The organism is Janibacter sp. UYMM211 (genome assembly GCF_040547045.1).
Lineage (GTDB): Bacteria > Actinomycetota > Actinomycetes > Actinomycetales > Dermatophilaceae > Marihabitans > Marihabitans melonis.
Map to the genome: position 1 here is coordinate 518,049 of NZ_JBEPOY010000001.1, position 12,698 is coordinate 530,746.

General features: G+C 73.8%; 13 protein-coding genes. 4 read left to right on the plus strand and 9 right to left on the minus strand.

Features of this window, described 5'->3' with window-relative positions:
• The first annotated feature begins 8 nt into the window (after positions 1–8).
• Positions 9–1,508, plus strand: a complete 1,500-nt coding sequence (locus ABIB53_RS02345) for a long-chain-fatty-acid--CoA ligase (protein WP_354586970.1) — start codon at positions 9–11, stop codon at positions 1,506–1,508.
• 99 nt (positions 1,509–1,607) lie between these two features.
• Complete coding sequence (locus ABIB53_RS02350) at positions 1,608–2,096, plus strand: DUF4395 domain-containing protein (protein ID WP_354586971.1); 489 nt, start codon at positions 1,608–1,610, stop codon at positions 2,094–2,096.
• On the opposite strand, the gene ABIB53_RS02355 is transcribed toward ABIB53_RS02350, so the two are convergent.
• Positions 2,093–2,743: a response regulator gene (locus ABIB53_RS02355; RefSeq protein ID WP_354586973.1), complete on the minus strand. Its 651-nt coding sequence runs from the start codon at positions 2,741–2,743 to the stop codon at positions 2,093–2,095. The two genes, ABIB53_RS02350 and ABIB53_RS02355, sit on opposite strands and share 4 nt — an antisense overlap.
• Positions 2,740–3,978 carry a sensor histidine kinase gene (locus ABIB53_RS02360; protein ID WP_354586974.1) on the minus strand — a complete coding sequence of 413 codons (1,239 nt, stop codon included), beginning with the start codon at positions 3,976–3,978 and terminating at the stop codon, positions 2,740–2,742. The genes ABIB53_RS02355 and ABIB53_RS02360 overlap by 4 nt, the downstream gene beginning before the upstream one ends.
• A gap of 119 nt (positions 3,979–4,097) precedes the next feature.
• Here ABIB53_RS02360 and ABIB53_RS02365 point away from each other — a divergent pair, with 119 nt between their 5' ends.
• Positions 4,098–4,829 carry a GAP family protein gene (locus ABIB53_RS02365; RefSeq protein WP_354586975.1) on the plus strand — a complete coding sequence of 244 codons (732 nt, stop codon included), beginning with the start codon at positions 4,098–4,100 and terminating at the stop codon, positions 4,827–4,829.
• Here the strand turns inward: ABIB53_RS02365 and ABIB53_RS02370 are convergent.
• From ABIB53_RS02370 to ABIB53_RS02380, 3 genes are read right to left on the minus strand one after another with little or no spacing between them, the layout of a single operon-like run.
• Entirely contained in the window at positions 4,826–5,296 is a 471-nt protein-coding gene (locus tag ABIB53_RS02370) for a hypothetical protein (protein ID WP_354586976.1), read from the minus strand. The genes ABIB53_RS02365 and ABIB53_RS02370 overlap by 4 nt on opposite strands.
• Positions 5,293–6,294, minus strand: a complete 1,002-nt coding sequence (locus ABIB53_RS02375) for a uroporphyrinogen decarboxylase/cobalamine-independent methonine synthase family protein (protein WP_354586977.1) — start codon at positions 6,292–6,294, stop codon at positions 5,293–5,295. Before ABIB53_RS02375 ends, ABIB53_RS02370 begins: the two co-directional genes overlap by 4 nt.
• 8 nt (positions 6,295–6,302) lie before the next feature.
• Positions 6,303–6,596 carry a DUF1905 domain-containing protein gene (locus ABIB53_RS02380; RefSeq protein ID WP_354587356.1) on the minus strand — a complete coding sequence of 98 codons (294 nt, stop codon included), beginning with the start codon at positions 6,594–6,596 and terminating at the stop codon, positions 6,303–6,305.
• Between the two features lie 307 nt (positions 6,597–6,903).
• Between ABIB53_RS02380 and ABIB53_RS02385 the strand changes: the two genes are divergently transcribed.
• The gene (locus ABIB53_RS02385) at positions 6,904–8,337 is read left to right on the plus strand and encodes an HNH endonuclease signature motif containing protein (RefSeq protein WP_354586978.1); all 1,434 of its coding nucleotides are present in this window, start codon (positions 6,904–6,906) and stop codon (positions 8,335–8,337) included.
• Between the two features lie 52 nt (positions 8,338–8,389).
• On the opposite strand, the gene mnmA is transcribed toward ABIB53_RS02385, so the two are convergent.
• From mnmA to ABIB53_RS02405, 4 genes are all read right to left on the minus strand, one after another.
• A complete protein-coding gene (gene mnmA, locus ABIB53_RS02390) occupies positions 8,390–9,511 on the minus strand; it encodes a tRNA 2-thiouridine(34) synthase MnmA (RefSeq protein WP_354586979.1) in 1,122 nt (373 codons plus the stop codon).
• Between the two features lie 5 nt (positions 9,512–9,516).
• A complete protein-coding gene (locus ABIB53_RS02395; RefSeq protein WP_354586980.1) occupies positions 9,517–10,701 on the minus strand; it encodes a cysteine desulfurase family protein in 1,185 nt (394 codons plus the stop codon).
• A gap of 76 nt (positions 10,702–10,777) precedes the next feature.
• Positions 10,778–11,596: an undecaprenyl-diphosphate phosphatase gene (locus tag ABIB53_RS02400; protein WP_123092013.1), complete on the minus strand. Its 819-nt coding sequence runs from the start codon at positions 11,594–11,596 to the stop codon at positions 10,778–10,780.
• A gap of 105 nt (positions 11,597–11,701) precedes the next feature.
• Positions 11,702–12,571 carry a VldE C-terminal domain-containing protein gene (locus ABIB53_RS02405; RefSeq protein ID WP_354586981.1) on the minus strand — a complete coding sequence of 290 codons (870 nt, stop codon included), beginning with the start codon at positions 12,569–12,571 and terminating at the stop codon, positions 11,702–11,704.
• Positions 12,572–12,698: the final 127 nt, after the last annotated feature.

Consider the following 12,698-nt stretch of genomic DNA (forward strand, 5'->3'; position numbering starts at 1 on the left):
AGTCACCGATGACGAACCTGGCGAGCAACCTCGTCGCGACCGCCCAGAAGCACCCGGACGAGGTGGCCATCCGGCTCGACGACGCCGAGCTGACGTGGAGCCAGCTGCACGGCCTCGCCGCGAAGGCCGCCGGGGCGATCCGGGCCGCCGGCGTCGAGCCCGGTGACCGGGTGGCGCTCATCCTCCCCAACGTGCCGGCCTTCCCCGTGCTCTTCTACGGCACGCTCCTCGCCGGCGGCACCGTCGTGCCGATGAACCCGCTGCTCAAGTCCGGCGAGATCGAGTACTTCTTCTCCGACTCGGGCGCGAAGCTCGCCTTCGTCTGGGGCGACTTCGTCGACGAGGCGGTGAGCGGCGCGCAGGACCTGAGCACCCGTGTCATCCGCTCCGGCCCGCTCGGCCCCTCGGAGGAGGACCTCTCCCCCGCGGACCCGATCGCCGAGCCGACGGAGCGCGACCCCCAGGACACGGCGGTCATCCTCTACACCTCGGGCACGACCGGGCGCCCGAAGGGGGCCGAGCTCACCCACCGCAACCTCGACCTCAACGCGCAGCGCTCCGCCGAGAACATCATGGAGATGACCTCCGACGACGTCATCATGGGCTGCCTGCCGCTCTTCCACGTCTTCGGCCTCACGTGCGGGCTCAACGCCGCCGTGCGGTCGGGCGCGACGCTCACCCTGATCCCCCGCTTCGACCCGGCGAAGGCGCTCGAGGTCGTCCAGCGCGACCGCGTGACGATCTTCGAGGGCGTGCCGACGATGTACGGGGCGATGCTGGGCCACCCGTCGGCGCAGACGACCGACACCTCGAGCCTGCGCACCTGCGTCTCGGGCGGCTCGGCGCTGCCCGAGGACACGATGCGCCGCTTCGAGGAGGCCTTCGACACCCAGATCCTCGAGGGCTACGGCCTGTCGGAGACCTCGCCGGTCGCGTCCTTCAACATGCCCGACGCCCCGACGAAGCCCGGCACCATCGGGCGGGCCATCCCCGGCTGCGAGATGAAGCTCGTCGACGCCGACGGCAACGACGTGCCGCCGGGCGGCGGGGTCGGCGAGATCGCGATCCGCGGCGACAACATCATGAAGGGCTACTGGGGCAAGCCCGAGGAGACCGCGACGGCGATCCCCGACGGCTGGCTCCGCAGCGGTGACCTCGCGACGGTCGACGACGAGGGCTACTTCACCATCGTCGACCGCAAGAAGGACCTCATCATCCGCGGCGGGATGAACGTCTACCCGCGCGAGGTCGAGGAGGTCCTCTACTCGCACCCGGACGTCGTCGAGTGCGCCGTCGTCGGCGTGCCCGACGAGCTCATGGGCGAGGAGATCGGCGCGGCCGTCGCGCTCGCGCCGGAGTCGACGACGACGCTCGAGGAGGTCCAGGCCTACGTCAAGGAGCGGATCGCCGCGTACAAGTACCCCCGCCGCATCTGGCAGCTCGACGAGCTGCCGAAGGGGCCCACTGGCAAGATCCTGCGCCGCTCGGTCGAGGCGCCCGCGGAGTGATCCGCGTCGCGACCCGGTGGTCGTGACGTGACGAAGGGGGTGGCCCAGGCCACCCCCTTCGTGCTTATGGCTCCCATAACCCGACGTTATGATCTGTCGGTGAGCTTCTTCGTCTTCCCCAACCCCGTCAACGAGAAGGCGGCCCGGACCGTCGCGGCGGTCGTCGCCGCGACGAGCGCCCTCGTCCTCGTCACCGGGTGGTGGTGGATCACGGTGCCGCTCGCGCTGGGCTTCCTCGGCCGGGTCCTCGCCGGGCCTCGGCTCAGCCCGCTCGGCTGGGTCGCGATGCGGGTCGCCGCACCCCGCCTGGGCGAGCCGGTCCTCACCTCCGGGCCGCCCAAGCGCTTCGCCCAGGGCATCGGCGCGGTGGTCTCGACGACCGCCGCCGTGCTCGCGCTGGGGCTGGGGCTGACGACCGCCGCCGCGGTGCTGCTCGGCGTGCTCACGGTCTTCGCGCTGCTCGAGTCGGCCGCCGGCTTCTGCGCCGGGTGCTGGGCCTTCGGTCACCTCATGCGCCTCGGCGTCATCCCCGAGGAGACCTGCGAGGCCTGCGCCGACATCCGGCTGCGCAGCCGCGCGACGGTCTAGGCCAGACCGCGCTCGCGGGCGAGGATCGCCGCCTGCACCCGTGACGCGCAGCCCAGCTTGGCGAGGACGCGCGACACGTGGGTCTTCGTCGTCGCCTCCGAGATGTGCAGCGCGGTGGAGATCTGGGCGTTCGACAGACCCTGGGCGAGCGCACGCAGCACGTCGACCTCGCGGGGCGTGAGGGCGAAGGGGGAGCCCCCCTCGACCTCCTCGGCCGGCGGCGAGGGTTCGGGAGCCGCCGCGAAGCCGGCGATGACGTGCCGGGTGACCTCGGGCGCGAGGACCGCCTCGCCGGCCGCGACGCGCTCGACGGCGTCGACGAGCGGGCCGGCGTCGACCGTCTTGAGCAGGTAGCCGTCGGCCCCCGCTCGCAGCGCGCCGGACACGTGCTCGTCGATCTCGAAGCTCGTGAGCACGAGCACCCGAGACAACGACTGCTCGACGATCTCGCGGGTCGCGGCGATGCCGTCGACACCGGGCATCCGCACGTCCATGAGCGTGACGTCGGGCCGCAGGGCGCGGGCCTGCTCGACCGCGACCCGGCCGTCGCCCGCCTCGCCGACGACGTCGAGCCCGTGCGCCTCGAGGAGCAGGCGCAGCCCGGAGCGCACGGTCGCGTGGTCGTCGGCGATGAGGACGGTCGTCATGCGGTGCTCTCCTGGGTGCCCGGCGTGCGGGTGCTCGTCTCGTGGGCGCTCGCCTCATGGGTGCTCGTCTCGTGGGTGCTCACACGGTGGAGGGGCACGGCGGCGCGCACGCGCCACGAGTCCCCGGACGGGCCGGCCTCGAGGTGGCCGCCGAGCGCCTCGACGCGCTCGCGCATCGAGAGCAGCCCGAGGCCCAGGCCCGGCTCGGCGCGGTCCGGCCCCGGGGGCAGCGGCGAGACGACGGTGAGGACGAGGTCGTCCTGCACCGCGACGGCGACCTCGGCTCGCGGGGAGGCGGCATGGCGGGCGACGTTGTGCAGGGCCTCCTGGAGCACCCGGTAGAGCGCCTGGCCGGTGGGGGCGGGCAGCTCGGGCAGCGGGTCGGGGTCGAGGTGCAGGGCGACCTCGATGCCCCGCGACCGGGAGTGCTCGACGAGCGCGGGGAGGTCGGCCAGGGAGGGCGAGACGGTCATCGGCACGTCCGGTCGCAGGACGGCGAGCATCGACTGGAGCTCGCGGACCGCGTCCTTCGAGGTGGCGCGGACGACCTCGAGGGCGCGCCGCTGCGACCTCTCGTCGTGCAGCCCGGCCTCGGCGTGGATGGTGATCGCCGCGAGGCTGCCGGACAGCGCGTCGTGGAGGTCGCGGGCCATCTGCTCGCGCTCGCCCCGGCGCTCCTCGCGGGCGCGCAGCTCGGCGAGCCGTGCCTCGTCCTGGGCCTGCCGGCGCTGCGCGGCGAGGAGGTCGAGGGAGCGGCGGCTCGAGCGCCCCCACCAGAAGGACGTGCCGAAGACGGCGAAGACGGTGAGCGCGGTGAGCACGCCGTCCTGCAGGTCGCCGGTGAGCGCCCAGACCGCGAGGCCGCTCGCGGCGACACCGATGCCGATGGCCCAGTCGAGGGAGACGACGGCGCGGCCCCGGCCGTGCAGCCCGGCGGCGTAGACGAGCTCGATGATGACGAGGAGCGAGCCGATGCTGCCGCCGTACGCCGTCTCGACGGCGAAGACGACGACGCCCAGGGCGAGGCAGGTGAGGGGCCGCACCCTGCGCCACACCATGACCGCGCACAGCAGGATCAGGGGCACGAGGTGCCACCAGCGCCCGCTCGGGCCGCGCGTGCCCTGGCCCCAGATGTCGACGAGGTCGATGGCGACGAGGACCGTGCCGAGGAGCGCCATGAGCGCTGCGCCGCGCAGGTCGAGACCAATCGCCTCGGCCCTGCGCTGCGTCGTCACGACGTCATCGAATCATGGGGCCCGGCACCGGGCGTCATCCGAAAGGCGGACGCCGCGGCCGCGGCTGCTCCCCCTTCGGCCGATGTGCGCGACACGTCGCGCGGGTCACGGTGGCTGCCATGGACCTGCCCCAGCTGCTCACCCTCGCCGTGCTCGCCCTCGTCGACTCGACGAGCTTCGGCACCCTGCTCATCCCGCTGTGGTTCATGCTCGCGCCGGGCCGGGTGCGCCCTGGCCGGGTGCTCGTCTTCCTCGGCACGGTCGCGGGCTTCTACTGGGTCCTCGGGGTGGCGCTGGCGACCGGGCTGCTCACCGTGGCCGGCGACCTCGGGCAGTGGCTCTCGACGACGACCGGCACCCGCGTCCAGGTGGCCGTCGGCGTGCTGCTGCTCGCGACCGGCATCCTCATGCCGACGAGGAAGAACGGCGACGGGGGCGGCACGACGAGCCGGCGGGTGCACCGCTGGCGCGACCGGGCGATGGGTGTCGACGGGCAGCGCGGCGGCACGGGGGCCCTCGTCGGTCTGGCCGTCGCCGCGGCCGCGATCGAGGCGGCGTCGATGATCCCCTACCTCGCCGGCATCGGGATCGTCACGAGCGCGCCCGTCGGCGCGGCCGAGCGGGCGCTCGTGCTCGCCGGGTACTGCGTCGTCATGGTGCTCCCGGCGCTGCTCCTGCTCGGTCTGCGGCTGGGGCTCGGGCGACGTCTCGAGCCGGTGCTGCGGCGCGTGGCCGCGTGGATGGAGCGCACGTCCGGCGAGACCGTGGCCTGGGTGCTCGCGATCGTCGGGCTGCTGATCCTGAGCAACGCGGGCGACGCGGGGCTCCCCGGGTGGATGCCCTTCGGCTAGCGCCGGCGGCGTCGCTCGTTCCACAGGACGACGGCCGTGAGGATCGAGCTCGCGAGGAGGGCGGCCTTGGGCAGCTGGGTCCACAGCGACCACGTCGAGTAGTCGTAGCCCCGGCGACCGGGTGCGACCCAGAGCTCGCGCCGGTCACCGGTCTCGACGCGGCCGTCCCCGCGGCAGGCGACCCACCAGCCCGTGCGGGTCCGGCCGTCGTCGTCGGTCCACCTGACGTCCACGCGGTCACCGACGTCGTTCTTCGCGCACCGGTCGGTGTTCGCCGTGACGTGGGTGACCGTCACCTCGCGCCGGTCGGTGAGACCGAGCGCGTGGTGCCGCCAGTCCCCCATGAAGACCATCATCCCGAGCCCCACGACGACGAAGAGCCCGACCATCCACCGGGTCATCTGCCACCACGTGCGCCAGAGGCGCCGGGCGAAGGGGGGTCGCCCCGGGGACCCGGTCTGCGTCACCGGCCGCTCTCGGCCAGGGCCTCGGCGAGGTCCTTCGCGGTGCGCAGGGTCGCGACGGCGGACGTCGGGGTGGCCCCGGCCAGACCGCACGTCGGGGTGACGACGACGCCGGCGAGGCTCGCCGTCGTCAGACCGATCCGCCCCCAGGCCCCGGTGAGCCGGTCGTGGGCGCTGCGCCAGTCGGCGCCGACCCGCACCGCTCCTGCCCACAGGTGCGCTCCCCCTTCGACGGCCGCGGCGAGCTGCTCCCAGCGCGAGCCGTCGAGGAGGGTCGTGTCGAGCGAGAGCCCGTCGGCACCGGCCTCGTGAAGGAGCGCGACGGGGACCTCTGCGGCGCAGCAGTGGACGACGGTGCGGTGGTCGCCGGCGGCGTCGAGGACGACGCGAAGGGAGTCGCGCACCTCCGAGCGGTCGACGGCACGCAGCCGCCCGTACCCGGACTGCGTCGGCAGCCGCCCCTCGAGCACCGCGGGCACCGCGGGCTCGTCGACCTGGACGACCAGGTCGGCGCCGGGGAGGAGCCGGGCGACCTCGGCGACGTGCGTGCGCAGGCCCTCGGCGAGCGACTCGGTGAGGTCGCGACGCGCGCCGTGGTCGCTGACGACGCGCTCGCCACGGGTGAGCTCGAGGGTGGCGGCGAGGGTCCACGGACCGCTGACCTGGAGCTTGAGCGGGCCCTGCCAGCCGTCGTAGGCCTCGGCGAGCTCGTCGAGGTCGTGGCGCAGGTAGGCCGCGGCCCGGCCCTCGTCGCGGCCGGGGCGGTCGACGAGCCGCCAGCCGAAGGGCTGGGTCTCGACGTGCAAGCCCTCGAGGAGCGATGCCGCGCGGCCGATCATCTCGGCCCCGACCCCGCGGCCGGGGAGCTCGGGCAGGTGGGGCACGCCGTCGCCGAGGAGGTCGTGCACGGTCCGGACGGCCTCGCGGGGGCTCTCGCCCGGCCAGCTGCCGACGCCGCTCACCCGGGTCGTCATGGGCAGGTCGGGGCTCGTCGAGGTCACGCCGGGCATCATCGCACCGGCGTCGCTCCCAGGGTGAGCCGCAGCCGCACGGTGTCGCCGACGCCCACCCCCTCGGCGCGCTGGACCGCGACCTTGATGGGCACGTAGTAGCCGCCCTCACGGGGGAAGAGCGAGGTGGTGAAGTCGGTGTCCCCCACCCGGCCCGACACCGGGATGCACCCCCAGCCGTAGGTGAGGTCTCGCGCGACGTCGGCCACCTCCTGCGCCTGCCCGGCCGGCATCACCGCGAAGACGTAGGGCGCCGGCCCCCGCCACTCGACGACCTCCGCCTCGAAGTCCATGTCCACCCCGCCATCGTGGCACCACCCCCCGTCAGCCTTGTGAGGGCTGATGGTCGAGGGGGGCGCAACTGGTGGTCGAGGTGCGAGGGCTGCCAGGCCCGAGCCTCGAGACCACGGGGCCGTCGGTGGTCGAGGTGCGAGGGCCGCCAGGCCCGAGCCTCGAGGCCACCCGACAGCTGGAGGTCGAGGTGACGCGCCATCGGCGGTCGAGGCGCGAGGGCCGCCAGGCCCGGAGCCTCGAAACCCTTGCTGACCGTTCACCGACAAAGACCTGGCCTGTCGAACACCTGTTCGATAGCATGGGGTCATGGCGACGATGCCGCAGCTCCTGGACCCGGGCACCCCGGGCCAGAGCCGCGTGCCAGCCCTGCTCGACCAGGCCCACGCCGTCATCGACAGCCTGCAAGAGGCGATCGCCGCCGATCAGCGGACCGCCGGGCGGGCGCTGCGTGCTGATCTCGTCGAGGTCGAACGCCTGGCCCGACGCGTCGAAGCCGCCCGGCTACGCCTCGTCGCCCGCGCCGACACCATGCGGGTCGCCGAGCGCACCGGGCACACCGACACCGGAGCCTGGGTCGCCCAGAGCACCAACAGCGACCGTCGTCCCGCCTCACGCGACGTCCGACTCGCCACCGCGCTCACCGCACCCAGTACCATAGAGCCCGACCCCGGGTGCGACTCCCCCACCCTGACCCTTGTCGGCGCCGACGCCACCACCACGGCACCCGCACAGCCGCAGGCTGAGCTCGCGCAGACCGCCGCTGCCCTCGACGACGGGCGGATCAGCGCCGACCACGCCCGCGTCATCACCACCGCGATGGCAGACCTGCCCGAAGGGCTCACCCAGGAGCAGCGCCACACCTGTGAGGCCGAGCTCCTCCTCCTCGCGGTCAACCGGGCACCGGCCAAGCTACGGATCGCCGCACGCCGCGTCCTCGAAGCCGTCGAACCCGACGAGGACGTCGTCGACGCCCACGAGGACGAAATCCTTGCCGCGCAAGAGGCGCACGCCCGCGACGAGTCGGCCTTCTGGATCCGCGACAACCACGACGGCACCATGACCGGGCACTTCACCGTCCCCTGGGCCGCCGGTGCCATCCTTGGCAAGGTCATCGACGCGATGACCGCACCCCGACGCCGCACCCAGCCCGGCTCGGACACCGTGATCACCGAGCCCAGCGACCTCGCCCGCCTCACCGGCGACACCCGCGTCGACGAGCTCGACTGGCAGCACCGCCGCGGCCTGGCCTTCGCCGACCTCCTCACCCGCATCCCCACCGACCACCTCTCCCGCAAGGTCGCCGCCACCCTCCTGGTCACCACCCGACTCGACGACCTCACCGGCCAGCTCCACCGAGCCGGGAGCACCGACGCCGGCGACCACCTCGACGCCGGCACCATCCGCCGCATGGCCTGCGCCGCCGGGATCATCCCCGTCGTCCTCGGCGGACCCTCACAACCTCTCGACCTCGCCCGCCAGAAGCGCCTCTTCACCGAAGCCCAAGCCCTCGCCCTGTCCCTGCGCTACGACACCTGCGCCGCCCACGGGTGCGAACGCCCCTTCGCGTGGACCGAGATCCACCACCTCTTCGCCTGGCGAGACGGCGGCCAGACCGACCTGCTCAACGCCATCCCCCTGTGCGGCTACCACCACCGCATGATCGACGGACCCGACTGGCAGCACACCACCCACCGCGCACCCGACGACACCGCGACGATCCACTTCCACCGGCGCACGTAGAAGGACGCACGCGGTGATGACGCGGCGGCGGTCCCGGAGGGGGTGTGCGCGGTCAGCGGGCGGTGGACGCGATGGTCGCCGAGCCGACGACACGAGTGCCCTCGTAGAGCACGACCGACTGGCCCGGCGCGATGCCGCGCACGGCCTCGTCGAGGTCCACGACGAGGCGAGGGCCAGAGCCGTCTCCGTCCTCAAGGCGAGGGCCGGAGCCGTCTCCGCCCTCGAGGCGGGCGCGGGCCGGGATCTCCTCTCCGTGGGCGCGCAGCTGCGCACCGACTCGCACCTCGCCGGTCGGCGCGGGACCGCACCAGCGCGGCTGGGTGCCGACGACCTGGCGCACGCCGAGCAGGTCGGAGGTGCCGATGAAGACGCGGTTGCTCGAGGCGTCGACCCGGGTGACGAAGCGCGGCTCGCCGTCGAGGCTGCTGCGCTCGAGGCCGAGCCCCCGTCGCTGACCGACGGTGAAGCCGTAGGCGCCCGTGTGGGCGCCGACGACCTCGCCCGAGCGCTCGTCGACGACCTCGCCGGGCCGCTCCCCGAGCCGGCCCGCGAGCCAGCCGCGGGTGTCGCCGTCGCTGATGAAGCAGATGTCGTGGCTGTCGGGCTTGCGGGCGACGGAGAAGCCTCGCTCTTGCGCCTCCTCGCGCACCTGCGGCTTCGTCGAGCGCCCGAGCGGGAAGAAGGAGCGGGCCAGCTGCTCGGCGTCGAGGACCCCGAGGACGTAGCTCTGGTCCTTGGCCGGGTCGACGGCGCGGTGCAGCTCGCGGCCTGCTTGACCCTGCTCGACCTGCGCGTAGTGCCCCGTCGCGACGGCGTCGAAGCCGAGGGCGAGCGCCTTGTCGAGGAGCGCGGCGAACTTGATCTTCTCGTTGCACCGCAGGCAGGGGTTGGGCGTGCGCCCGGCCTCGTACTCGGCGACGAAGTCGTCCATGACGTCGCGCTGGAAGGCCCCGGCCATGTCCCACACGTAGAAGGGGATGCCGAGCCGGTCAGCCACCCGGCGGGCGTCGCCGGAGTCCTCGATCGTGCAGCACCCGCGCGCGCCCTCGCGCAGCGTCGCGGCGCTGCGCGACAGCGCGAGGTGGACGCCGACGACGTCGTGGCCCTCGTCGAGCATCCGGGCGGCGGCGACGGCGGAGTCCACCCCACCGCTCATGGCGGCGACGACACGCATGGCGATCAGGCAGCGCCGCTGGCGCGGCGGGCACGGTCGACGGCGTCGGGCAGCGCGGAGAGCGCGGCGTCGACGTCGGCCTCGGTCGAGGTCCACCCGAGCGAGACGCGCAGCGAGCCGCGGGTCTCCTCCTCGCTGCGGCCCATGGCGAGCAGCACGTGGCTGGGCTGCGGCACGCCGGCCTGGCAGGCCGAGCCGGTCGAGACCTCGACGCCGGCGGCGTCGAGCAGGTACAGCAACGAGTCGCCGTCGCAGCCGGGGATGGTGATGTGGGCGTTGCCGGGCAGACGACGGGTGATGTCGCCGACCTCCCAGCAGCCGGAGACGCGGATGCTCGGGTCGATCTCGCGGGCGCGGGTGAGGAAGCGGTCGCGCAGCGCGGCGACCCGGGCGGCCTCGGTCTCGATCTCGCCGACCGCCTCGGTGAGGGCGGCGGCGAGGCCGGCGATGCCCGCGACGGCGACCGTGCCGCTGCGCAGCGAGCGCTCCTGGCCCCCGCCGTGGCTCGTCGGGACGAGCCGGGCGTCGCGCCGGGCGAGCAGCACACCCACCCCGGTCGGCCCGCCGAACTTGTGCCCGCTCACGGCGAGCGTGTCCGCCTCGACCGCGGCGAAGTCGACGGGCAGGTGGCCCGCGACCTGCACCGCGTCGGTGTGGAAGGGGATGGCGTGCTCGTGGCACAGCCGGGCCATCGCGGCGACGTCCTGGACCGTGCCGACCTCGTTGTTGGCCCACATGACGCTGACGACGGCGACAGAGGCCGGGTCCTCCTCGACGGCGGCGCGCACGGCGTCGACCTCGATCGTGCCGCACTCCCCCGGCTCGACGAAGGCCAGCCGCGCCCCGGAGGTGTCGGCGAGGTGGGTCGCCGCGTCGAGCACCGCGTGGTGCTCCATCCCGGACAGCACGACGCGGTCGCGGGCGGGGTCGGCCTGGCGCGCGGCGAGGTAGGAGCCGAGCAGGGCGATGTTGTCGGACTCGGTGCCGCCGGAGGTGAAGATCACCTCGGACGGACGGGCACCGAGGGCGTCGGCGACCGCCTCGCGCGACTCCTCGAGGACGCGCCGGGCCGCGCGGCCGGCGGAGTGCAGGCTCGAGGGGTTGCCGACGCGAGCCATCTGCGCGAGGACGGCGTCCCGGGCGACCGGGCGGATCGGGGTGGTCGCCGCGTGGTCGAGGTAGGTGCTCATCGCCGTCGAGTCTAGGCCGCCCACCTGTGGGGACGGCCCGCCCGTCCCGCCGGGGCGGATCCCCCTTCGCCCTCGGTCAGGCGGCGATGACGCCGGTGCCCAGGAGGACGAAGAGGACGAGGGCGAGCCCGATCCGGTAGATGACGAAGGGGCGGAAGGTGTGGGTGGAGATGTAGCGCAGCAGCCAGGCGATGACCGCGTAGCCGATGACGAAGGAGATGACCGTCGCGACGGCGATCGGGCCCCACGCCGGCTCGACCGGCTCGTCCGCGATGTCGAAGAGCTGCTGGAAGCCCGAGAGCAGCACCGCGGGGATCGCGAGGAGGAAGGAGTAGCGGGCGGCGGCCTCACGGGTGTAGCCCATGAAGAGACCACCGGCGATCGTGCCGCCCGAGCGCGAGACGCCCGGGACGAGCGCCAGCGCCTGCCACAGGCCGTAGTACAGGCCGTGCCGGACGGTCAGCTGCTCGAGCTGGCGGTCCTGCTTCGCCCGGCGGTCGGCGACGTCGATGACGAGCGCGAAGACGAGCAGCATCGTCGCGGTGATCCACAGGTTGCGCGCCGGACCGGTGATGACGTCCTTGAGCGCGATGCCGAGCAGGCCGATGGGGATCGAGCCGAGGATGACCATCCACCCCAGGCGCGCCTGCGGGTCGCTGTGCGGGAGCTTGCCCGCGACGGCGAGGCACCACGACCGGATGATCCCGGCGATGTCCTTGCGGAAGTAGACGAGGACCGCCGCCTCCGTGCCGAGCTGGGTGATCGCCGTGAAGGCCGAGCCCGGGTCCTCGCCGAAGAAGCGCCCGACGATCGACTGGTGCGCGCTCGAGCTGATGGGCAGGAACTCGGTGAGCCCCTGCACGACGCCGAGGACGATCGCCTGCAGCCAGTCCATGTGTGGTGCTCCTGTGGGGTGGGGACGGTTCGAGGAGGATCATGCCCTGCCGGACGTGCGAGACCCCGGGCGGGTGGTCCCGCCCGGGGTCGTGCGGGGGCTGGGTCAGCCCACCGAGATGTGCACGTGGTCGAAGTGGTTCTGGGTCGGGTCGCCCCGGTCCTCCATCGGCTTCCACGAGCCGCCGGGCATCCAGATCCGCTGCTTCCAGATGACGTACTTCACGTTGAGCTCGCTCGCGTGCTGCTGCACGAAGGCCGCGACGGCGTCGCCGTCGGCCGAGCCGCACATGACGTCGACGGCGTTGCCGGTGCCGTGGTCGCCGGGGTCGCCGGCGCGGTAGCCGCCGATGTTCGTCAGGTGGGGGTACTGCGAGCGGACCGCGGAGTAGACCGCCTGGGCGTTCGGGCCGAGGCCGACGGCCTGGGCCTGCGCGAGGTAGCTCGTCGTGTCGAGGCCACCGGCGGGCGCGGGGGCCTCAGTCGTCTCCTCGGGCGTCGCCTCGGGCTCGGGAGCCTCCTGCTCCTGCGGATCGGGCTGAGCCTCCTCGGTCTGCTCGACCGGCTCCGGGGTCTCCTGCTCGACCACGGGCTGGGGCTCCGGCTTCGGGACCGGCTTGGGCTCGGGCTTCTTCACCGCACCCACGTCGAGGTCGCCGGCCGACATCGCGCTCTGCAGCACGGGGGCGGGCAGGTCGGTCGGGACGGCGAGGGCGACGCGAGCGGTGCTGCGCTGCGCGGCGTCGTCACCGCGGCCCTCGAGCATCGAGCTGGCCCGCGAGGACGCGGAGGCGTCGGGGGTGGGCTCGGCGGAGGCCGCACCGGTCGCGGTCGGCGCGGCGACGAGGGCGGAGGCGCCGACGACGAGACCGACGCAGGCGGCGGACTTCAGGGCCGCGCCGCGGGGCAGCGTGCGCGAGAGGGAGCGCCGGGCAGGGGCACCGTGACGCGCCGCGTGCTTGGGAGGCTGGGTCACAGGGGGCAGACCTTCGCTTCGGGGGCAGAGCAGACCCGGCTCTGGCGAGCCGGGGTACCACCACAGTAGCGAGACCCGGGCGCGAAGTCACATTTCGATAACGCGCCGTGACGCACGTCGCCCCCCG